The following is a 21777-nucleotide window of genomic DNA, read 5'->3' as shown; positions in this document are numbered from 1 at the left end:
CCCCTCTCCAAAAGAGAGGGGAGCCACGGCGGCGCGGTGCTGTCATTGCGAGGACGAAGGACGAAGCAATCCGTCCTGGTCTCAGCGACTAGCTTAATAATGTGAAAAGCCCCGGCACTGTGCAGTGTCGGGGCTTTTTCCATAAAAGGCTTTATCACTTCTCAGGGCTGGTCGCAGGGAGAGGAAAGATTGCCGCGCTGCGCTCGCAATGACAGGCGATGTCAGGCCCCCTCTCTTTTGGAGAGAGGCAAGGGGTGAAATTCCCCTATTGCGCTGCTGGTAGGTTCAAGATATAATCGAACGTCTGGTAAAGCTTGGCATCGCGGATGCTGACAGCCAGCTCCTGGGCATCCATTTTAGGGAATGGAATAGCGCGTTGAGCCATGTAGAGGTCGCGGCCGAAGAAACGGCCGTTGCCGGGCTCCAGGGTTTGGGCGAAGACTTCCTTGCCGTCTTTGGAGGTAACGGTAAGCGTGAGGTTGGCTAAGTCAGCGTTTTTGGGGCCCTGGCGGTGGATGGTGACCAGCAAGGCGCCGCCGGCGGGAATGGCAGCCACGCGGCGCTGGTAGGTGGTATCAGCCCAATCCTTCAGTTTTCTTAAGGCGTTGATTTCAGTCAGCAAATCATTGTAGGAGCGGTAGCCCAGGCGGGTAAAGGAACCGTCGACTTCCTGCTCTTCGTCGGTGTTTTTGGTCACGTTCTGCACGTAGGGCGACACGGCATCTTTCTGGGCAAACGTGTAGCGCTTGCGGCCTTTGGCGGCCTTGCCGGTGGGCTGGGCCATGGCGCCGCCGGCCAGCAAGCTCAAGAGGCAAATGGTGAGTAGACGGCGCACTAAAAGAGGAAAAGTGGGCATAGGTGGGACTAAATAAATGAGTACAGGAAGATTGCGGGCAACCTACAAGGAATTAAGCCCACAAAAGTAACTGACTGCCACGATAAACCCGGCCGTGCTGTCCCGAAGCATTCATCTATTTCAGCATTTCGCGGTAACTCATAAATCGCTCAATCAGTCCCTCCGGGTGCTGCTCGTCAAATTCCCCAAAGCCCAGCACAATGGCGGGGGCGGGCTGCACGAATTGGATGGCCTGCTTCACGGCCTCCAGATACCAGCCGAGGCGTTCCCGGTCACCGTCGGCGGCTGCGAATTCGGCGTCCCAGCGCAGCGCGTCCGGGCTTTTGCGCACCAGAAACGGCAGCACGAAGGGTATATAGCGGCTGAAAACCGGGTTTTCAGTGCTGGTCAGCCGGGTGTCGGGCCACACGTTAAACTCGGCAAATGAGGCCGGGGGCGCCACCAGAAACTGGGCTTGCTCCAGGGTCATTTCCCCAAACATTTCGATGCGGTTGGGCTGGGCGTAGAACTGCGCGAAAGCCGTGTACCACACCGACACCCCCGCGGGATTCAGCAACTGATACGGGTGAAAGGAACTGCCGATGCTCAAGCCGCCGTGGGCACCGATGACGAGGTTGTACAGTTCGCCAAACTTCGCAATGTCAGCGGATTGCTGGTAGGGGTTGTTGGTGAGGCCGTAGAGGTAGAAGCTGGCAAAATCATTCAGGGTGGGGCCGGTAGGGCCAGTGGCAGGAGTGGTATCAGGCACGTGGAATAGACCGGTGAAAATGAATCCGGTTCAGGCAAATTTCGGTAGGTCACACCATTTAATCATTCCTAAAACTGTCGAACTTAGGCAATCCACAGCATCTCCGCTTGCTTAATGTGCCAGTTGGAGTTGATTTTTTCTACCAATAGGACTTCTGCAAAGCCACACTTGCCTCCACAAATCCAATCATACCTCACTACCGCTTTGGTTTTAGTAGCATTGAATACGATTTTTGAAAAGCGAACAGTGCCAAGCTCCCTTGACCATGGTCTTTTACTGGAAGGTGCAGGCTGTGAGGCAATTTTTGCAGTGCAAAGCTGAAAATTAGGTGCGGAAATATTTTGCTGCAGCATACTTAGCTGCGTGGCGGTTATCTGCTTTTCACTAGGAGTAACCTGAGCAATTATGGCATTAAGCTTCACATAATGCCGTAAAAAGACTGAATCTATCAGCGGGTCTTCTGGCTTTAAGCTGACGAAAGACAAAACCCTTCGGCTTGAATCCGTATCCAGATAAAACGTTTTAAATTTAGCGCTGTCGTTAAAAAGACGATTTTGCTGACTCGCCTCCAAACTCTTTTTGACCCTTTCGTAGCGCTTGGCTAAAGCGGTATCCCTTTCATTAAAGCTGTCTGGCGAAAACTGCTTGTTTAGCTCTTGAAAAATTAGCTCACGGGCACTATCGGGTAAGTAAGAACCGTAAAAACGTTGCTCGATAAGCTCATTCAGTACTTGGCTGTACAACCGTTTTTCAGGGTCTGTATGTGTGCAAGGGCATTCGCGAAAGTTGGGCTGCTGCGGAGCAGAGCACATAGTGAGCAGCAATAGCAGGAGGAGAGGTGCTTTTATCATAAAAGTGGAGCAACTGCTTGTTAGGTAAAGCCCCGTCCGTGTCGCCCGGCTACTTCCCCACCATCTTCTCCCGCGCACCCTTAAACTCTGAGCTTTCGCGCCACTTCGGAAACGAGGTTTCGCTGGCCAGGCGCTGGCCGACGCGGAAGTAGAGTTGCGCATCTTCGGCCACGCCGCTGAGGTCCCAGCTGGGGTCCATTTGGTCGGCGGGCTTGTGGTACATATTGGTGGTGTAGTTCTGGCGCTTTTCGGCGATGTACTCCTTGCCGTGGGCGCGGCTCTCGTAGCCGCCGCTGGCGTAGAGCGAGGGCACGCCCACGTGGGCGAAATTGAAGTGGTCGGAGCGGTAGAACATGCCGGTTTCGGGCGTTTGGTCGGGCAGCACGTACCGGTCCTGCTCCTTGGCAGCCGCGCGGGCGTAGTCTTCGAGCTCCGACTGCCCGTAGCCGATGATGGTAAGGTCCTTCATGCGGCCGTAGGGCCAGAGCATGTCCATGTTGAGGTCGGCCACGGTTTTGGCCAGCGGGAACGGCGGGTGCTGTGCGTAGTAGGCCGAGCCCAGCAGGCCCTGCTCTTCGCCGGTCACGGCCAGGAACACGATGTTGCGGGCGGGCTTCTCCTTGGCCGTCTGGAAGGCTTTTGCGATGCTGAGCAGGGCGGCCAGGCCGGTGCCGTCGTCCACGGCGCCGTTGTAGATGGAGTCGCCGGCAATGGCTTTGCCCACGCCGAAATGGTCCCAGTGGGCCGAGTAGATGATGTATTCACCGGCGCGGGTGGTGCCGGGCAGCACGGCCAGCACGTTTTTGGAGGTCTGGCGGCGGAGCTTGTTTTGCAGGCTGGTGCTCATGCTGAGGCCCAGGGCCCGGGGCCGGAAACCGCGCTGGTTGGCCGCGGCGTAGAGGGCCTCGTAGTTCTGGCCGGCGGCCGTGAAGACGCGTTTGGCGGCATCGAGCGTCAGCCAGCCTTCCATGGCGCACTTGCCTGCGCCGCGGTCGGGCGTTTGGGGGCGCAGCTTGGGGCCCATGGCGCCGCTCAGCACCACGCTCCAGGGGTAGGCGGCGGGCTTGGTGTCGTGGATGATGAGCACTGCCGCGGCCCCGTGGCGGGCAGCTTCGTCGTATTTATAGGTCCAGCGCCCGTAGTAGGTCATGGCCTTGCCCTTGAAGAGCGTGCTGTCGTTGCCGGCGTTGCCCGGGTCATTCACCAGCACCACCACGGTTTTGCCCTTCACGTCGAGGCCGGCGTAGTCGTCCCAGCCGTATTCGGGCGCCACCACGCCGTGGCCGGCAAACACCAGGGGCGAGTTGGTGACGGCCACGGTGGGCTGCTCGCGCTGCGTAAATACCACGTAATCGGTCTTGTACTGCAAGGTCAGCTGCTGGCCTTTGCCGGCAATCTGCATTGTCGGGGCCGGCGCTACGCTAATTTCCACCATGGGCACCGGCTGGAAGTAGCTGCCGCTGGGCCCGGGCTGCAGGCCCAGCTGCTTGAACTGCGCCGCCAGGTAGTTGGTAATGCGCTCTTCGCCCTCCGTAAACGGCTTGCGCCCCTGCATTTCATCCGAGGACACGGCTTTGAGGTAGCTGCCCATTTCTGCCGCGGTAATCGCGGCGGAGTCGCCCGCCGCGGCCGCCACGGGCGGGGTGGCCGCCGTCGTAGCGGTTTCCTTGGTGGAGTTAGATTGGCAAGCGGCCAACGACAGAGCCAGCAGCCCGGCCGGCAACAGCCGAAACGGGAGCGAGTGCAAAGAGGAGAGGAGCGTCATAAGAAGTTGAGCTGTCCACCAAAGCGGCGGGGTTTACCGGCTCAAGGTACTCGACATTCTTACTTGCACCCAGCAGGCGCGGCCGTAAGGTGAATATTCTGGTTGCCTGGTGGCTAACGAACTACTCCTGTTGATGCGACAGCATGCCTTGGTAAGTCAGAAAATGGCCAGGCGTCATTCAGCACCAGCGCGGCCGAAGAAGCTGTAGCCGAATGGAATGGGACCGCGACGTAGCTGTTAATCGGTTTGTTTCTGCGCTGCTTTGCCCGCCGCCAGCGTCCGCTCAATCCGCCGGTCCGGAATCAGCCACATCAACGCTACGCCGATGTAGATGCCGCCCGCCACCCACGGGTTCCAGAAGCTGGCAGCTATTCCCGCGGCGTAGAGCGGGCCCGATGATTTGCCCTTCAGGTCGCGCCCAATGGCGTGAGCCAGCACCGAATTGGGCCCTTCGATGGCAATGATGCAGTTCTGCATTATTAAGTAAGCCAGCCCGGCCATGAGCAGCACCACGCCATACATCACCAGGGTGGCCCGGGCAAAGTGGTTTTCGCCCATCCAGCCGGTGACGAACGGCACCAGCGAAAGCCAGAACAGCAGGTGCAGGTTGGCCCACAGGATGCCGCCCGAAATCCGGGTGGTGCCCGCCAGCATCATGTGGTGGTTGTTCCAGTAAATGCCGATGTAGATGAAGCTCAGCACATAGCTCAACACCGTGGGCAGCAGCGGTTTCAGGGCCGCAAAATCGCCCCCGTGCGGCACCTTGATTTCCAGCACCATGATGGTGAGGATGATGGCCAGCACGCCATCGCTGAAAGCTTCGAGTCGTCCTTTGTGCATGGGCGCAACTTACTCAGGAAGCGCAGCCAACGGGGCCCTGGGCTACTGCAGCGGCACCAATTTCACGCCGGTGTAAACCTTGGGGTTGGCTACCGAGGCGATGGGCTCGATGGTCAGGCGCTTATCGAACCGGCTGACGTTGGCCAGTTTCAGCAGCGTATTGTAGTCCGATGCGTGGCCGGACCTGGTCTTGATAAAGTAGCTGTTAACGTGCAGCGTTTCCGGGTTGTAGCTGACTTCCAGCGCCGTGGTGTCGCGCCAGTAGGTAAACAGGGCCTCCGTGCCGCCCGTGGCCGACTCGCGGGGCGTGCGGTCGTGGTCGGGCCGAATGGACTGGCCGGTTAGCGGTTGGGCAATCTGATTGGCGTTCATGCCCAGCAGGGCAGGCACGTCGAAGGCGCGGTCCACTTTCAGGGCGCGGGTTACGGCAGGCGTTTCAGCAGTTGGTTTTTCAGTAGCGGCGCAGCCCATCACAAGGGCAAGCGGAAGAAGGTAGGCGTAACGCATAGAGGTGGTGGTTAACAAGGAGTAAAGCTGCTACGAAATAGCTTGGGAAAAAAGCTCAGCTTTCCGGGTTAGCGCTCAAACTTAGCTATATATTTCTAATATATGGCAATAAGTTCATATAGTGAAGGTGAAGCCGATGCAAAGACGAGCTGTGCTTGGGCAAAGCATAACAATTGGCAGATTAAATAATATTCTATAATGATTAATTCAAAGTATTTCAGTAACTTAAGCGCAGCATTGAAACGCCTTCTCACACCTTCCTAACCTTTACCCTTACGAAAATGGATACTACACTTCATGCTCCTGGAGCTATCGTAGCCGACTTGATTGCCTTGATAGACAAGGGGCTTAAGAAAGAAGGGGCCAAAACACCCAAGGGCGCAGAATGGGGGCTGCCCGGAAATGCCTTGCAATTAAACGCTGGGGATGGCACTGGCAGCCACACGTTTGTTCATTGCAAAGAGCAAAAGGACTTCGACGACCTTTACACGGAGTTAACGGAGCGACTTAAACTAGAAATCAAGGAGGAAAAACGCTGCTTGCCAGAGTATTACAGCAAAGGGAAGGACGTGTCTCCAGGTAAGACCACCTTCTTCAGCGTCTACTTACAAGCCACTAAAAGCTTAGGGGGCAGCACAGAAATGCTGACTGAATCAGATTCATTGGGGGTGATTCACAATCCAAATTACTGATTCGCAGTCTTAACAAGGTAGCCATGCTGCGGCGCAATTGGGGCATGAAAGAAGCCAGCTTAGCCAAGAAGCCGTGGCTTAGGGGTGGCAGGCATCCCGGACTTTTCCTTCGCAAGATGAAAAAGGCCAGGTGCTTGTCGGCTTGGAGTAGTCTCGATTTTTAGTGCCTGCGCATGAAAGCATACCTTGTTCTCTTTCTCCTTGGGCTGGCTCAGCTGCCGCTGCCAGCACCCGCTTTCGCGCAAGCGGCTCGGCGCGCGAGCCCGCCCCAGCCGCAACGGCCAGGGCCGGATACGGCGGGCGTGCGCCGGCTCTTGGCCCGGGCTCAGGAGCTGCGGGCCACGGACGCCGCCCAGGCCACGAAGTTGAGCTACCAGGCGCTTGCCCTGGCCCGGCAGCAGCACGACGCCCGGGGCGAGGGCGAAGCGCGACTGGCCATCAGCATCGGGCTGCGCCGCCAAAGCCAGTTCGAGCCGGCCCGCACGTATGCCCTGCAGGCCCAGCGCCTCTTTCAGAGCCGTGCCGACTCCCGCGGGCAGGGAAAAGCGTGGCTGCAGCTGAGCCTGATTCACATGCTGCAGGGCAACCCGGCGCCGGCCCTGGCCGCTGCCCTCAAAGGCCTGCCGCTAGCCGAAAAAGCCGGCGATGCCCAGACGGTGACGCGCCTCGAAGCCAATTTGGGCGACATCTACTACTCCATGGGCAATTATGCCGAAGCGCTGGCGGTGCTGCGGGTGGTCTTGAAAAGGGGGGAGCGCAGCGGCGACAAGCAAGTGGTGCTCACGGCCCTCAACGGCTTGGGCAACTCGTACGAGCAGCTCCGCAAATGGCCCCAGGCCCTGGCGTACTACCAGCGGGCCCTCGCCCTGAGCCGGGAGCTGGGCGACACGTCGGGGGAGATAGGCAACGAAACCAGCCTGGCCCAAGTGCACGGCATGCTGGGCCACCAGGCCGAGGCGCTGGCGCATGGGCTCCGGGCCCGGCAGCTGGTGCAGGCCACCCACGACGACTACAACCTGCCCCTGGTGCAGCTGATGCTGGCCCAGGCCTACCTGCTGGCCCAGCAGCCCGACAGCGCCCTGGCCCTGGCGCACCAGAGCCTGACGCTCAGCAAGCAAGCCCGCAGCAAGGACAACATTCGCAAAGCGGCCGACATTCTGGCCCGCGCCTATGCCTTACGCCGCAACTTTGAGCAGGCTTACCGCTACCGTAACCTACACATGGCCTACAACGATTCGCTATCGGGCGAAGACACCCAGCGCCGTACCAGCGCCCTGCGCTACGAGTACGAGCTGGACCGCAAGCAGGCCCAGATAAACTTGCTCACCAAAACCCGGGAGCTGCAGGCCCAAACGGCCGCCCGGCAGCGCATGCAGCTCTACGGCCTGCTGGCCGGGCTGCTGGGCGTGGTGCTGCTGGCAGCGCTGCTGCTGCGCAACATCTTCCTGAAGCTGCGCACCAACCGCCGCCTGCGGGAAAAGAACGTGGAAATAGCCGCCCACCGCGACACCCTGGACCGCACCCTCACCGAGCTGAAAACCACCCAGGCCCAGCTGGTGCAGCGCGAGAAGATGGCCTCGCTGGGCGAGCTGACGGCCGGCGTGGCCCACGAAATTCAAAACCCGCTCAACTTCGTCACCAACTTCTCGGACCTGAGCGTGGAGCTGGCGGCCGAGCTGGAAATGGAGCTGGCCAAGGAGCCCCTCACGGTGGGCGGCAAGCACACCATCGACCAGCTGCTGCAGGAACTGACCCAGAATCAAAGCAAGATTCATGAGCACGGCCACCGCGCCGACCTCATTGTGAAGCGCATGCTGGAGCACTCCAGCTCGAGCAACGGCGAGCCCCAGGTCACGGACCTGAACGCGCTGGTCGAGGACAGCTTGCGGCTGGCTTACCACGGCTGGCGGGCCAAGGAAAAGAACTTTACCGCCGTGCTTATCTCCGACCTCGACCCGGGCATGCTGCCGTTGCGGGTGGTGCCCCAGGACCTGAGCCGGGTGCTGCTCAACCTGCTCACCAACGCCTTCTATGCCGTGGCCGAAAAAAGCCGGCAGCTCGGCGAAACTTACCGCCCCGAAGTGTGCGTGCAAACCCGGCGCACCGCCAGTACCGTCCAGATTCTGGTGCGCGACAATGGCAACGGCATTCCGGCGGGCGTGCAGGCCAAGGTGTTCCAGCCCTTCTTCACCACCAAGCCCCCCGGCGAGGGCACGGGCCTGGGCCTGTCGCTCAGCTACGACATCGTGACCAAAGAGCACGGCGGCTCCATGGAGGTGGAAAGCGAGGAAGGGAAATACTCACAATTCCGGATTTCGCTGCCCGTAAGCGTAAACGAAATGGCGCAACAAATCTGAACTATTCTGCCTTTTTTTTAAATTAATTTTATATCTTTAGGAGGTTTCCTGCCCCATAAATTACCACTGGCCTGGGCGGGCCCTTGGTGGGCTGGGCGGGAGGCCCGGACCAAGCTCATCCCCTGCCTTCCTCGATAGGAGGAAGCAGAACAGGCGCCCGCCACAAGCCAATGCCAACGGCTTGGCTGGCGCTTTGAACTCTAAGGTGCCAGCAAAAGTTACTGGCAATAGGCTGTGCTTCTATGGTTTATCCGGCGCCAATGGCCGCGGTACGCTGGTAGCTCAGGCAGCTTTTCGTTGTAATTACCAGGCTTTTGCTGGGTGTGATGTTACTCGAACAATTTCTTCCCCCGCGCTTTCGCACCCGAAAGCTGGCCCGGAAGGCCGCGCCGGCGGCCAGCGGGGGAGTAGTGGCAGAGCCCGCCACCGCCACGGGCCCGCTGCCTAGCATTTCGCTGCAGGCCGTGGGGCAGTGGCTGGTGCAGGGGTTTTTCCTGGCGGCGGGGATGTTTTCGGCAGCGCTGGGCCTGAAAGGGTTTCTGCTGCCCAACGGCTTTATCGACGGCGGCGTAACGGGCGTTTCGCTGCTGGTGAGCCAGCTCACCGGCGTGCCCTTGTCGCTGCTGATTGTCTTAATCAACATTCCGTTTATTGGGCTGGGCTATTACCACCTTGGCAAGAAGTTCGCCATCAAGACCTTGCTTACCATTCTGGCGCTGGCCGGGACCTTGCTGGTGGTTTCCTTTCCGGCCCTCACCCAAGACAAGCTCCTGATTGCGGTGTTCGGCGGCTTCTTTCTGGGAGCGGGCATTGGGCTGGCCATGCGCGGCGGCGGCGTGCTCGACGGCACCGAAATCCTGGCCCTCTACCTCAGCCGCAAGCTGCCCATCTCCATTGGTGATATTGTGCTGGTAATCAACATTGTCATCTTCGGGGTGGCGGCCTGGCTGCTGTCGATAGAAACGGCCCTGTATTCCATCCTGGCGTATCTATCGGCAGCTCGCACGGTGGATTTTGTACTCGTGGGCATCGAAGAATACACCGGCCTGACCATCATCTCGTTTCACAGCAACGAAATCCGGCGGATGATAACCGACAAGCTCCGCCGCGGGGCCACGGTGTACGAATGCACCCAGGGCTACGGCACCCACGGGCACCAGCACCTCAAGGTGGAGGCGATTTTCACGGTGGTCACGCGCCTGGAAGTGGTTAGCCTGGTGGACGAAATCTATAAAATTGACTCGCATGCCTTCATCGTCATGCAAAGCGTGAGCGACATGAAGGGAGGGCTCATCAAGAAGCACCCTTTGCGCTAGCGCCGCAGCCCCGGCCCGAAAGCAGCGTCTTTGCTGCTGAAGCAACACTGCCGGAGCCTTGCTTAAATCAGAAAAATATCATGGAAAAGTGGTACCGTTTTCTGGGAGTTCGGCCAAGCGAGACCAAGACGGTCTGGCTGTTTTTTGTGCACAATTTTCTGCTCGGCCTCGGCACCATCTTGGTGTACGTGGCGGCCAACGTGCTGCTGCTGGCCGAGCACCCGGAGCGCAACTTGCCGCTGGCCTACTGCGCCGGCGCCGTGGCCATGATGGTGGTGGGCCGGCTATACGCTTACTACGAGCGCAAGCTGCAGCTCAGCTCGCTGGCCGTGCGCACGCTCCTGGTGACGGTGGTGCTCACGCTGGTGCTCGGGCTGGTGCTGCTGCGCGGGCCTTCGGTGGTAGCGGCCGTGGCCATCATGACGGGCTACCGCCTCATTTACCTGCTCACCAACCTGGAGTTCTGGGGCATGTCGGCGGTGGTGTTCAACGTGCGGCAGGGGCGGCGGCTGTTCAGCGTGATTAGCTCCGGCGACATGCCGGCCAAGGCCCTCGGCGCGGTGCTCACCATCTTCGTGCACGCCCACAACGCGCTCTACGCGCTGCTGCTCACGGCGTCGGCCTTCTACTTGCTGGCGCTGTTCATTCAGCGGGCCACGTTCCGGGCCCAGGCGGTGGTGGCCCGGCCGGGGCCGGTGCGCGAATCGGGCCGGGAGCTGACCCTGCTGTTCCGGCGGTTTTTCGGGGCCAGCCCGCTGGTGCGGGCCATGGGCCTGAGCCTCACGGCCATTGCGGCCGTGGCCGCGGGGGTGGAGTACCTGTTCTTCGTGAACGTGAAGTACAAGCTGCAGGACCAGACCACCATACTGCAGTACGTGGGCGGCGTGCTGGCCCTCACTTACATGCTGGCCATGCTGTTTAAGCTGGGCTTTTCGCGCCACAGCCTCGACCGGCTGGGCGTGCGCTGGACCTTGGCGCTGCTGCCGCTGCTGGCCTTTGCCGGGGTGCTGCTGTTTGGGGTGCTGCAATCGGCCCACCTGGGCCCCGCCACCCTGATGGCCTATTTCGGCGGCCTCTACCTGGTGCTGGAAGTGCTGCGGCGGGCCGTGTTTGAGCCGGTGTTTCTGGTGCTGCTGCAGCCCCTGGCGGCGCCCGAGCGGCTGGAAGGCCACTCCCTCGTGAAAGGGTTTTACGAGCCACTGGGCCTGGGGCTGGGCGGCCTGCTGCTGCTGGGGTTGCCGCAGCTCCCGGAGCTCAACTTGTGGGTGCCGTTTGTGTGGATGGGGCTGCTGCTGCTCGGGTCCGTCTTCCTGCTGCAGCGCACCTACTGGACGTATATCGACGAGCTAAAGCGCACGCTGGGCCTGCGCTTTACCACAGATGCAGCCTCGGACTCGGCCCTGCACTTCCAGCCGGAAACGGAGTACAACGGCTCGCGCATTAGCCCCACGGATGCCATCCGGGCCATTGATTACCTGCACAAAGCCGAGGCGGCCGCGGTGGTGAAACACGCCGAACACCTGCTCAAGCACGCGGACAGCCGGGTGCGGCACCGGGTGCTGAGCGTGGTGGGCCAGTCGGCCGATGTGGCCCTGCTGCGCCGCCTGGCCCTGGCCGACCCCGACCCGGCCCTGCGCGAAACGGCCAGCTCGCTGGCCAGCCACCACCCCGAAGCCACCGATTTGCTGGAGCACCCCGACTTGGCCGTGCGCAAAGGCGCCATTCGGGGCCGGCTCGAAACCGCGCCCGCCGATGCCCCGGCCCGGGCCAGCCTCGCCGCCATCGTGGCTTCCGACGAAACCAGCTCCCGCCTCGCCGCCCTGGCCCTGGTCGACCTGCTCACGCCGGAGCAGCAGGTGGAGTTGGTTTCCAGCAGCCTCTGCAACCCCGACCCGACGGTGGTGTCGGCGGCGGTGCAGGCCGCGGCCGAAACTTCCAACCAGGCCCTGATGAAGCAGCTCATTGCCTTGCTGCGCATCAAGGCCGTGCAGAAACATGCCACCACCGGGCTGGTGAAGATTGGCGCGGCCAGTCTGCCGCTGCTGAAGCAGGCGCTGGCCCGCGAAACGGACTCCCGCGGCTTCCAAAGCCTGGCCCAGGTATGCGCGCACCTGGCCACGCCCGCGGCCCGCCAGCTGCTGGTGGAGCTGGCCCAGGGCCCCAACCTCGTGGGCCGCGCCGCCGCGCTGCGCGCCCTGAGCTCCTTTGCCACGGAAGCGGCCGATACGCCTCTGTTTCAGCGCTTGGTGGAGGAGGAGATGCGGCTGGCTCAGCAGCTGCTGCACGGCATGGTGGCCGCCAACGCCGAGCTCCGGGCGGCCCTCCGCTACGAGCTGCGCAAAGGCCAGCAGCGCATTTTTGGGCTGCTGGGGCAGGTGTATGAGCGGCAGCCCATCCTGGACGCCCAGCGCGGCGTGGCCCACACCGCCGGCGAGCGGCAGGCCAACGCCCTCGAAATGCTCGATAACCTGATTCCGCGGCCGCTGTACCACGGGCTGCAGGCCATGCTCGACGTGGGCCGGCTGCGCGACAAGGTGCGGAAGTTTGATGATTTGCTGGGCCCCACCAAAGCGTCGGAAAGCATCCAGACCGTCATCGTGCGCGGGGGCACGGCTGCTTTCTCCATCTGGACTATTAGCCTGGCGCTGCAACAGTGGCACCCGCAGCCCGATACCGTGGCCTACCTCTACCCGCACCTGGAAAGCACCAATTTGCTGATTCAGGAAAATGCCATTGCGGTGCTGCGGCAGCTGCCCATTCAGCGGCCCGCCGCCTACGACCAATTAATCAGCCTGTTCCCATCTGTTGCCTCCCTGCTCATGTCACCTCAAGGCCCCACATCCAGCGTTTCGGCGCGTGAGCGTGTGCTGATGCTCAAAGGCACCACGCTGTTTGCCGAAACCCCCGAAAACATACTCAGTACCATCATGCCGATAATGAAAGAAGTTGCTTTCCAGCCCGAGCAGCAGATTTTTGCGAAAGGGCATCTCGGCACCTCGCTGTTCATCATCAGCGAAGGCGAGGTGGGGATTTTTGATGGTTCCCACCACCTGACCACCTTCCGCAAAGGCGAATTCTTTGGCGAGCTGGCCCTGCTCGACGCCGAAGCCCGCTCGGCCACTGCCCAGGCCATGTGCAAGGTGGTGGCCTTCCGCATCGACCAGGAAGACTTCTACGACGTGATGGAAGAATGCCCCGAAGTAGTGCGCAATGTGATGCGGGTGCTGTGCCAGCGCCTGCGTCGGCAAAACGAAAAGATGCAAACCATTATGCCAGCTGAAACCTGATGGCTGAAAGGGCAAACCCCCAATCATCCGGTAGCGGGTAAGCAGTATCGCCCAACACCAAGGCCATTCCCGGTTCGGGGATGGCCTTGGTGTTTTTCGGGAAGAAGTTTTAGCTCAACCCGCAGCGGCGAAAGGTTGCCGCCGCCGCTTTACCAAGCCGCTCCAGATAGTCCCGTTTCTCAGCAGCAAGCAATGAGCAAAGGGACGTTTTTGACCCACTGGTAGGGGGCGGAGGAAACCGCGGGCGCCCGGGTACCGGCGGGCGCCCGCGGCTGGTGCGGCTGGCGGTATCGACTTTCCTCGTGCTTGCTCCGTACCTACCTTGGTGCCATAGCTTGCGCATTGGCGCTTCCGGTTGTCTTCCTATTCCCTTGCCCGTATGCCTTCCCTGCAGGTATTGCCCGACCGCCAGACCATTCCCATCGAGCCCGGGCAATCGATACTACAGGCCACTTTAAGTGCCGGCATTCCGCACGTGCACGCCTGCGGCGGCCGGGCCAAGTGCTCCACATGCCGGGTGGTGGTGCTGCAGGGGCTGGAAAATTGCCTGCCGCGAAACGCCGCCGAACAGGAACTAGCCGATAAGCTGCGCCTGCCCGCCGAAGTTCGGCTGGCCTGCCAGACCTGCGTGCAGGGAGATGTGGAAATACGCCGGCCCGTGGTCGACGCGCTGGACCTGGCCATGACGCGTCAGGAATTGGAAGCGCCGGGCCAGCGCCTGGGCGAAGAAAAGCAGCTGGCCATCCTCTTCACCGACATCGAAAACTACACGCCCTTTGCCGAGGCCCTGCCGCCCTACGACACCATCCACGTGCTGAACCGCTATTTCCGGCTCATGAACGAGGCCATTGCCGCGCACCACGGCTACCTCGTCGATTACGTGGGCGACGGCCTGCTGGTGGTGTTTGGCCTGGAGCGCCCCGCCGAGGCCGTGGCCGACGCCCTGGCGGCCGTGCAGGCCATGTATCAGGCCCTGGACCGGCTCAACCCCTACCTCCAGCAGATGTACGGCCGCACCTTCCGGGTGCGGGCCGGGCTGCACTACGGGCCCGTGGTGGTGGGCCACGTGGGGGAGGGCGCCTCGCGCAAGCTGGCCGCCATCGGCGACAACGTGAACCTGGCCAGCCGCATCGAAAGCACGAACAAGGAGCTGGGCACGCAGTTTCTGGTTTCCGAAGCCGTGGTGCAGGCCGCCGGCTCCGACTTGTTCATTCACCGCAGCTGCTCGCGCGCTCTCAAAGGCAAGTCCGGCCAGTACCAGCTCTACGAAGTGCTGCTGCCCCAGGCGGCCGGAGCTTAGCGTTGGGCTAAAAGGCGCAGGGTGCTGGGGTCCTGCTGGCCTTGAAAGAACTTGGCCAGCACCTGCTGAAAAACGGGGTGGGCGTGGGGCAAGGACGCAAACAAGGTCATGCACGAGCGAAGCTTCACATCGTCCGGGCTGCCCAGAATGCGCGTCGCGTCGTTGCCAGGCAGCCCCAGCAAAGCCTCGCTGATGCGCACCAGCCGCGGCCCCAGCACAGGGTGTTGCAGGAAGGCCTCGGCCTCGCGGGCCCCTGTCAAGCCATAGTACTGAGCCGTGGAGCTAAAGCCCAGCCCCTGCAGCTGCGGAAAGATGTACCACATCCAGTGGCTTTGTTTCTTGCCCCGCTGGATTTCCGCCAGGGCCGTGGGGTATGCTTCTGCCTGGGCGTCCAGGAAGCGTTGCAGGGATGGGGCGTCGGTCATGAGACCTCATACGGAACTTCCTGCTCAGGTGACCTGCTTTGGTTCGTCTTATCATGCGGCAGGGCAGAAGTGCCTGTGCATCCGTTTCTGGCCGGCCTTCTAAAAAAGCAACTTCGATGCTGTAGGTTTGCGCCTGCATTTCTCCTCTCTCTTCCTATGCTGCTTGCGATATTATTACCCGGTATCTCGATGATTCTCAACGGCCACCTGTTGAAGGGTATCGTTTGCGGGGTGCTCCATCTCACCCTCATCGGGTGGATTCCGGCGGCCATCTGGGCCGTGGCTTCGCGCAGCCAGGATTTGGCTGAGCGGCGCCACCGGGAAACGCTGGCTGTGCTGGCCGCCCAGGGCCGGCGCTAGTGCGCGGCGGCTCCGTGGTGCGGGTTGGGGCTTTGAAGGCGTTGCCGGAATTTCGGCAGGCGGGGCAGCGGCTGGGCGGCATCGGCGTGCCTGGAGTGCTCCTGCACCCGATAGCAGGCTTCCTCCATCAAACTGGGGAGACTATATGACTTAGCCGTTTAAATTAACCCAAGCAGCCAGGGCGACCCCATGGACAGCGCCTGCGCATTTTGTTTTATTGATAAAGAATATTATATTTATCAGAGGGGCTTACGGCCGAGCAGAGCGGGTGTATCTGGGTTCCCTATCCCGAAGTGGCAGCTGGTCCTGAAATGACGCTATGAAATTGAGCTAGGAAACGGTAACCAGCTGCCCCTGATGGCAGCAGCAAAAGCAATGTAGTTGAGATAAAACATTATTCGATAGAGCGTTGTGCTGGTATTTTCCTTCCAATCCGCTTGTTAGCTAGTTTTTAATAGGCTTCCGCCAATTTGAGAAGGTTGGCAATTTGGTGGCAGGCTTTCTACTTAATCCGTCGAGTGCCATGGCATTCTTTGCACCCCTCGGGCGGCGGAGCCGCCACCATACTCGTGGCTCCGGTGGGCCAACGTATGTATTCTGGCTCTTTTGCTGGCTGCTGCTCTTGCTCGTGGGCTTTGCGCCACCCAAAAAGCGCATTCGCACCAAAAACGTCATCATTGTGGTCATCGACGGGCCCCGGTATTCCGAGACCTGGGGCAACACGCCGGGCCTGATTCCCAATATGGCGACTAAGCTGAGGCCCCAGGGGGTGTTCTTTTCCAGCTTTTACAACAACGCCTACACCTACACCAACTCCGGGCACACGGCCATCACCACGGGCGTCAACCAGCCCATCGACAATTTCGACCAGGAGCTACCCGCCAATCCTTCCATTTTCCAGCTCTGGCGCAAAGCCACCGGCAAGCCCGCCAGCGCCGCCTGGCTTATCACCAGCAAAGACAAGCTGCACATTCTGGCCAATACCCTGAACCCGGAGTGGAAGGACCAGTACCCGCCATCGCTCGATTGCGGCGTGAGCGGCCCGGGCACCGGCTACCGCGCCGATTCCCTGACCCTGGTGGCGGCCAAACGCATTCTGACCCAGTACCAGCCCAACCTGGTGCTCATCAGTTTTATGGAGCCCGACGGCTTTGCCCATGCCGGCAACTGGCCCAACTACCTGCGGGGCATTGCGCGCGACGACCGGTACATCATGCAGCTGTATGATTTCCTGCGCAAAAACAAAGCCTACCGCAACAACACGACGCTGCTCATCACCAACGACCACGGCCGGCACCTCGACGGCGTGGCCACCGGCTGGATAGACCACGGCGACGCCTGCGAAGGCTGCCGGCACATTAGCCTGCTGGCCCTGGGCCCGGATTTCAAAAAAGGCCGCACCATCACCGAGCCCTACACCTTGGTCGACATACCGTCTACGGTGGCGTATTTGCTGGCGCTTCCCTTTCCGCAGGGCCAGGGAAAGGTGATTGAGAGCTTGCTGAGACGCTGATAATCGGTTGTATTTAAAGGATTTTATCCCAACGGAGTAGGCCGTTCCTGCCCGTTCATCGGTTCACGAAGCACGCTGCTCGTCGCGGCTGCTTTTAGTGGTGATGTTGCTGTGATACCCCAGCTTCTTTCAGTGCTGGCAAGCCTGAGCCTGCTGCTTTATCAGCCGCCCGCGATACCGGCGGGCTGCCGCGAGCGGGCGTGCGCGTACTCGCCCGACAACCCTTTTTTTGCCCGGGACGATGTCGTTGAGCTAACGCTCGACCTGCCGCTCGATGCCGTACTTGATGACCGGGGCGCGACTACGGGGCTCCACCCGGCCGTCCTTTCCTACCGGGATGCCACGGCGGGCCCCAAAACCCTGGCCGTGCAGGTGAAGGTGCGGGGAAACCGCCGCAAAGACCCCGCGGTGTGCGGGTTTCCGCCGCTGCTGGTAAAATTCCCGCCGGAGGCCACGCCCAGCCACATTTTCGGGCCGGTAGGGGAGCTAAAGCTCATCACGCATTGCCTCTCGGATACGTACACGCTGCGCGAATACCTGGTGTACAAGCTCTACAACGCCCTCACGGACATGAGCTTTCGCACGCGGCTGTGCCTCATTACGTACCGGGACAGCCGGGGCCGGCGCAGCACCATGGTGCACTACGCCTTTTTCCTGGAGAATGCCGACGCCCTGGCCCGGCGCAACCAGGCCACGGAAGTGCCGAAACGGCTTTTCATCGGCATGGAAAACATGAACCAGACGGCCATGGCCACCATGGCCGTGTTCCAGTACATGATTGGCAACACGGATTGGTCGGTGCCCTACCGGCACAACATCCGACTGCTGACGCAGAACGTGCAGCACCCGCCCGTGCCGGTGCCCTACGACTTCGACTACAGCGGGCTGGTGATGGCCCCGTACGCCGTCCCGCCCGAGCAGCTCGGCATCACGTCGGTCCGGCAGCGGCTTTTCCGGGGCTACGACTTCCCGCCCCAGACCTACGCTCTGGTTCGGGACCTGTTCAATTCCCGGCGCGCAGCCATGTACAACGTCTATCTGGCGTGCCCCTACCTCAGCCTGGAGGAGAAAGAGTTTGCCACGCGCTACCTCGACGGCTTTTATAAAACGCTGAATGACCCCAAGGACTTCGAGCGCCACATCGTGCGCGCCGGCCTCCTAAATCAACGCAAGTACACCAACGTGCGCGGGTTTGACTAACCCCGGGAGTTTCGTTCTTGGGCTGCCTGAACAAGTAGGTTGATTCCAGAAAATTGAGCTGAAGCAAGGGCCTTTCCACCAGAAGCCCAGGGACGAAAAACCGGCCAAGCTTCGTTTGAAAACTAAGCGGAAATCAGCAAAAATCGGTAAATTCAGGAAGCGGGCCACGTAGCTGAACGCTAGTTGTTTACGTTGGTGCGGCCGCTGAAAACATCTGTTGCCGATGGGGTTGCGGGAAGAGATGGCGGGCAGGTACAACCCTTCACCAATTCTCACTTACACGGCCATGAACGAGCAGCAAAACGTCCAGAAAATTCAGGAAGGGTATGACCTTTTTAGGAAAGGCGATATCCAAAATTTGATGAAGCTGTATACCGAGGACATTGAATTCGTAATTCCCGGCCCCGCGCAGGTCGTGCCGTATGCCGGCATCTACCGCGGGCAGGAACAGGTGACGACTTTTTTTGCCAAGCTGCACGAGGCCATTGACTTCGAGCGTTTCGAAACCGTGGAATGCATCGCCCAAGGCAACGCCGTGGTGGCCCTGGGCTACGCCAAAGGACGGGCCCGTACCACCGGGCAAATCAGCGAGGAAGAATGGGCGCACGTGTTTCGGATGCGCGACGGCAAAGTAGAGCGCTTCCAGGTGTACACCGATACGGCCGCCGTGGTGCAGGCCTTCCAGCGCAGCAACCAAATGGCGATGTAAGCCCAAGCCCCCTGGTTTTTATGGCCTTGTACAAATCGGAGCGTCAATCACCGGCCAAGCGGGTCGTAGGCCTGCCTGCGGACCTGAACGAGCTAAATAAAAAGTTCGCGCGGGAAATCAGCCAGCCAATGGTCCGCCTGGCCGGGGAGCTGGCCAAACGGTTGTACCGGCTGCTGGCGCAGGACCGCAATAAGTGAACCCGGAAATCCGAGGTAGTCTAGCTAGGCTGGCCAGAAGTAGGACGTATATTCCTGCTGTCATGACAGCAAAAAAGAGCAAAACGTCGCTGGAAGGCCGGCGCAAAGATGCTTTTAAAGCCAGGGCGTTGCGCCTGGCGACCGAAAGCTGGAGCACGCAAGCCGCGGCGCAGCAGTTGGGTTGTACCCGGTAGGGCATCAGCCCCAAGCTGCTCTATCGTTGGTAGCAAGCGCAGCTCGTGGCCGAAGTGGGCAGCGTGGAAGTGGCCCGGGACCCGGAAGTGCGGGCCCTGCGCGCCCGCCTCAAGCGGGCCGAGCAGGAGCTCGACATTTAAAAAAAGCGTTGGTCTCCCAAATGCTATAAGCGCATTTTCGCCCAGCTGGCCCGGTGAGCACCTTCCGGCACATAGCCCACCGCCGGGCCCACGTGCCCGTGCGCCAGCTCTGTCTGGTGCTGCGGGTCGCGCCGAGGCTCGTGGTGCACTTCGACCAGGGCGGCCAGTACGCGGCCACCAATTTTAAGCACTTGCTGGCACGCCACGACCTCACGCAAAGCATGAGCCGGTGCGGCAACTGCTACGACAACGCGCACGCCGAATCCTTTTGGAGCCGCCTCAAAACCGAACTACTCGACGGCGGCCGCTTTGCCAACCTGACGGGGTCGCGGCTGGAAGTCAGCCAGTACATCGCCTATTACAATGCCGGGCGGCGGCATTCCGCCTTCGGCAATCTCGCGCCCACCCACTTCGAAACCCATCTTCAATCAATGTCCCGCCTCATGGCGTCCGCTAGGGGCGGTAGACCGGAGGGGTGGGTTTTGCGTACGCTTAGAAACACAAGGGCATTTTTAAGCACGCCATGACCGCTCCACTAGCCGGCAAGAACGGAAAACACCACCGCGACATTGTGGTGATTGGAGCCTCGTCGGGCGGGGTCTCGGCGCTGCTGGAGCTGGTCAAAACCCTGCCGGCTGACTTCCCGGCGCCTATTTTTGTGGTGCAGCATGTTGCGCCCGATTCGCCCAGCATCCTGCCCCAGCTGCTCAGTGCGGTTTCGGCCCTGCCGGCCAAGCACCCGCACAACGGCGAGACGTTCCAGCCCGGCATCATTTACGTGGCCCGGCCCGACCACCACCTGCTGCTGGAAGGCGATAAGGTGCTCGTGACCCGGGGGCCGAAAGAAAACCGGTTCCGGCCCTCCATCGACGCGCTGTTCCGCTCGGCGGCCTACACCTTCGGGCCCCGCGTGATTGGCGTGGTGCTCACCGGCTACCTCGACGACGGCACCTCTGGCCTCTGGAGCGTGCAGCGCATGGGCGGGCTCACCATCGTGCAGGACCCGGCCGATGCGCAGTCGCCGGCCATGCCCACCAACGCGCTGGAGTTTGTCAAGGCCGACTACATCGTGCCGCTGGCGGAGCTGGGCACGCTGCTGGTGCGCCTCACCCTGCAGGCCGCGCCTGCCAAAACCCACCTCCCGGCCGCCGAGCTGGACCTGCTCCAGGTGGAGCTGACCATTGCCAAGCAGGGCGGCGGGTTCGAGCTGGGCATCATCGATAAGGGCAAGCCCACGCCTTTCACCTGCCCCGACTGCCACGGCGCGCTTACCCAGCTCATGGAAGGCAAGTTGATTCGCTACCGCTGCCACACCGGCCACGCCTACTCCCTGAGTGCGTTGCTGGGCGAGGTCACGGCCTCGGTGGAGAGCATGCTCTACCAGTCCATGCGCGGGCTGGAGGAAACCAAAATGCTCCTGCAAAGCCTCGGCCAGCACTTTCTGGAAGACAAACAGGATGCCGTGGCCCAGCTGTTTTTCCACAAAGCCGACGAAACCGGCCGGCAGGCCCGGGTGGTGTACGAGTCCATTCTGCGCCACGAATCCCTCAGCGGCGACCTGCAGTTTCAGAAAAAGAAGTTGGGCTAAGACCTACGTGCCCGGCACCGGATGCGCCGCGAAGTAGTGCCATAGCCAGCCCAGCAAAGCAACACTGCCCCAGCCCACCAGCCCCAGCACCACCAGGAAGCCCAGCACCAGCGCCACCACCAGGCCTTTGCCGCTGCCGCGGTACCGGCCTTCGGCGTAGTGGCTGCGCAGCAGGGCCACGTTGCGCTCGTTGCTTTTGTAGGCAAAGTCGAACAGGTTGCCCAAAACCGGCACGGCGCCCACCACGGTATCGAGCAGGATGTTAAGCGCCATGCGCACCACCACCGCGCCGCTGGCACCGTGGCGCAGCATGGTGAGCAGCAAGGCCACCGAAACGGCCGTCGACGACAGGTCGCCCAAAATGGGCACCAAGCCCAATAGCGGGTCGAGGCCAAAGCGGAACCGGGTGCCGGGCAGCCGGAACTGGCTATCCATCAAATGGGCAATGCGCTCCACCCACCGCAGCCGCTCATCGGCGTCGAAGGGGGCGGAGGCGGGCAGGCGGGAAGGCTGGGGCATGGGCTAAAGGAACTGCTAAGGCCCTATACGCCCCACGACGCAGGAAGGACACCTAACCCAGCAAGCCGCACCAGGCGGCGCTGCCCAGCACCCGGCTTTCGGGCTTACGGATGGGCCAATTGTATGCGGGTGCGGGTACCCAGGCCCGGCGCCGAGTGCTGCTTCGGTTCCGCGCCCAGCGTCTCGACCCGCACGCCGATGCTGCGCAGGCCCATTCCCCGAGCGGCAGTGCCGTCCGGCGGCGGGCTCGTGGCAAACCCGCCGCCGTCGTCCTCTACCACTAGTACCAGGTTGCCATCCTGCTGGCATAGCTGAATGCGCAGGTGGGCGCCGCCGCTGGCGTGTCTGAGGGTGTTTAGTTCGCTCATGCCTTGGCATTTGGTTGAGTACATCCGCATGGACTAACTGGCAG

At 61.2% G+C, this 21777-nt stretch carries 22 protein-coding genes; 12 read left to right on the top strand and 10 right to left on the bottom strand.

Translation table 11 applies throughout. The annotated features are described in order from the left end of the window. Positions 1 to 265: 265 nt before the first annotated feature. The 6 genes from AUC43_RS15610 to AUC43_RS15585 all read right to left on the bottom strand — a co-directional run bounded on the left by AUC43_RS15610 (position 266) and on the right by AUC43_RS15585 (position 5567). On the bottom strand, positions 266 to 856 hold the full coding sequence (locus tag AUC43_RS15610; protein ID WP_157781122.1) for a hypothetical protein: 591 nt from the start codon (positions 854 to 856) through the stop codon (positions 266 to 268). A gap of 115 nt (positions 857 to 971) precedes the next feature. Further along, positions 972 to 1604 (bottom strand): hypothetical protein, encoded by a 633-nt coding sequence (locus AUC43_RS15605; RefSeq protein ID WP_068195687.1) that lies wholly within the window; start codon positions 1602 to 1604, stop codon positions 972 to 974. An 83-nt stretch (positions 1605 to 1687) separates the two neighbouring features. Beyond that, the gene (locus AUC43_RS15600) at positions 1688 to 2455 is read right to left on the bottom strand and encodes a hypothetical protein (RefSeq protein WP_068195683.1); all 768 of its coding nucleotides are present in this window, start codon (positions 2453 to 2455) and stop codon (positions 1688 to 1690) included. Positions 2456 to 2504: 49 nt separating this feature from the next. Further along, on the bottom strand, positions 2505 to 4220 hold the full coding sequence (locus tag AUC43_RS15595) for a M28 family metallopeptidase (protein ID WP_068195680.1): 1716 nt from the start codon (positions 4218 to 4220) through the stop codon (positions 2505 to 2507). Between the two features lie 237 nt (positions 4221 to 4457). Further along, on the bottom strand, positions 4458 to 5060 hold the full coding sequence (locus AUC43_RS15590; RefSeq protein WP_068195678.1) for a TMEM175 family protein: 603 nt from the start codon (positions 5058 to 5060) through the stop codon (positions 4458 to 4460). A gap of 42 nt (positions 5061 to 5102) precedes the next feature. After that, positions 5103 to 5567 (bottom strand): hypothetical protein, encoded by a 465-nt coding sequence (locus AUC43_RS15585; RefSeq protein ID WP_157781121.1) that lies wholly within the window; start codon positions 5565 to 5567, stop codon positions 5103 to 5105. 281 nt (positions 5568 to 5848) lie between these two features. Between AUC43_RS15585 and AUC43_RS15580 the strand changes: the two genes are divergently transcribed. The 5 genes from AUC43_RS15580 to AUC43_RS15560 all read left to right on the top strand — a co-directional run bounded on the left by AUC43_RS15580 (position 5849) and on the right by AUC43_RS15560 (position 14519). Beyond that, the gene (locus tag AUC43_RS15580) at positions 5849 to 6259 is read left to right on the top strand and encodes a hypothetical protein (protein ID WP_068195672.1); all 411 of its coding nucleotides are present in this window, start codon (positions 5849 to 5851) and stop codon (positions 6257 to 6259) included. Between the two features lie 173 nt (positions 6260 to 6432). Then, a complete protein-coding gene (locus tag AUC43_RS15575) occupies positions 6433 to 8616 on the top strand; it encodes an ATP-binding protein (protein WP_068195671.1) in 2184 nt (727 codons plus the stop codon). 326 nt (positions 8617 to 8942) lie between these two features. Further along, positions 8943 to 9932 (top strand): YitT family protein, encoded by a 990-nt coding sequence (locus AUC43_RS15570; protein ID WP_082685128.1) that lies wholly within the window; start codon positions 8943 to 8945, stop codon positions 9930 to 9932. An 80-nt stretch (positions 9933 to 10012) separates the two neighbouring features. Next, positions 10013 to 13219, top strand: coding sequence for a cyclic nucleotide-binding domain-containing protein (locus tag AUC43_RS15565; protein ID WP_068195668.1), 3207 nt, complete (start codon positions 10013 to 10015; stop codon positions 13217 to 13219). Between the two features lie 379 nt (positions 13220 to 13598). Further along, positions 13599 to 14519 (top strand): adenylate/guanylate cyclase domain-containing protein, encoded by a 921-nt coding sequence (locus AUC43_RS15560; RefSeq protein WP_068195663.1) that lies wholly within the window; start codon positions 13599 to 13601, stop codon positions 14517 to 14519. Here the strand turns inward: AUC43_RS15560 and AUC43_RS15555 are convergent. Continuing rightward, entirely contained in the window at positions 14516 to 14944 is a 429-nt protein-coding gene (locus AUC43_RS15555; protein WP_068195660.1) for a DUF1810 domain-containing protein, read from the bottom strand. The two genes, AUC43_RS15560 and AUC43_RS15555, sit on opposite strands and share 4 nt — an antisense overlap. 156 nt (positions 14945 to 15100) lie before the next feature. On the opposite strand from AUC43_RS15555, the gene AUC43_RS15550 reads away from it, so the two are divergent. Further along, complete coding sequence (locus tag AUC43_RS15550; protein WP_068195657.1) at positions 15101 to 15304, top strand: hypothetical protein; 204 nt, start codon at positions 15101 to 15103, stop codon at positions 15302 to 15304. Here AUC43_RS15550 and AUC43_RS21725 read toward each other — a convergent pair. Then, on the bottom strand, positions 15301 to 15432 hold the full coding sequence (locus AUC43_RS21725; RefSeq protein WP_257721710.1) for a hypothetical protein: 132 nt from the start codon (positions 15430 to 15432) through the stop codon (positions 15301 to 15303). The two genes, AUC43_RS15550 and AUC43_RS21725, sit on opposite strands and share 4 nt — an antisense overlap. A gap of 395 nt (positions 15433 to 15827) precedes the next feature. Between AUC43_RS21725 and AUC43_RS15545 the strand changes: the two genes are divergently transcribed. The 6 genes from AUC43_RS15545 to AUC43_RS15525 all read left to right on the top strand — a co-directional run bounded on the left by AUC43_RS15545 (position 15828) and on the right by AUC43_RS15525 (position 20846). Beyond that, positions 15828 to 16817, top strand: a complete 990-nt coding sequence (locus tag AUC43_RS15545; RefSeq protein ID WP_082685127.1) for an alkaline phosphatase family protein — start codon at positions 15828 to 15830, stop codon at positions 16815 to 16817. Between the two features lie 132 nt (positions 16818 to 16949). Beyond that, a complete protein-coding gene (locus AUC43_RS15540) occupies positions 16950 to 18017 on the top strand; it encodes a hypothetical protein (RefSeq protein WP_068195651.1) in 1068 nt (355 codons plus the stop codon). Positions 18018 to 18240: 223 nt separating this feature from the next. After that, on the top strand, positions 18241 to 18726 hold the full coding sequence (locus AUC43_RS15535) for a nuclear transport factor 2 family protein (RefSeq protein WP_082685126.1): 486 nt from the start codon (positions 18241 to 18243) through the stop codon (positions 18724 to 18726). 20 nt (positions 18727 to 18746) lie between these two features. Continuing rightward, positions 18747 to 18923 carry a hypothetical protein gene (locus AUC43_RS21065; RefSeq protein ID WP_157781120.1) on the top strand — a complete coding sequence of 59 codons (177 nt, stop codon included), beginning with the start codon at positions 18747 to 18749 and terminating at the stop codon, positions 18921 to 18923. A gap of 388 nt (positions 18924 to 19311) precedes the next feature. Next, positions 19312 to 19785, top strand: coding sequence for an integrase core domain-containing protein (locus AUC43_RS15530; protein ID WP_068195646.1), 474 nt, complete (start codon positions 19312 to 19314; stop codon positions 19783 to 19785). Then, positions 19782 to 20846: a chemotaxis protein CheB gene (locus AUC43_RS15525; RefSeq protein WP_068195643.1), complete on the top strand. Its 1065-nt coding sequence runs from the start codon at positions 19782 to 19784 to the stop codon at positions 20844 to 20846. The genes AUC43_RS15530 and AUC43_RS15525 overlap by 4 nt, the downstream gene beginning before the upstream one ends. A gap of 3 nt (positions 20847 to 20849) precedes the next feature. On the opposite strand, the gene AUC43_RS15520 is transcribed toward AUC43_RS15525, so the two are convergent. Beyond that, positions 20850 to 21365, bottom strand: a complete 516-nt coding sequence (locus AUC43_RS15520) for a DUF4112 domain-containing protein (protein ID WP_068195640.1) — start codon at positions 21363 to 21365, stop codon at positions 20850 to 20852. Positions 21366 to 21469: 104 nt separating this feature from the next. Further along, positions 21470 to 21733 carry an ATP-binding protein gene (locus AUC43_RS15515; RefSeq protein ID WP_157781119.1) on the bottom strand — a complete coding sequence of 88 codons (264 nt, stop codon included), beginning with the start codon at positions 21731 to 21733 and terminating at the stop codon, positions 21470 to 21472. Between the last annotated feature and the right edge of the window lie 44 nt (positions 21734 to 21777).

Origin of the sequence: Hymenobacter sedentarius (assembly GCF_001507645.1) — a bacterium.
Lineage (GTDB): Bacteria > Bacteroidota > Bacteroidia > Cytophagales > Hymenobacteraceae > Hymenobacter > Hymenobacter sedentarius.
This window is presented reverse-complemented; position numbering and strand designations above follow the sequence as displayed.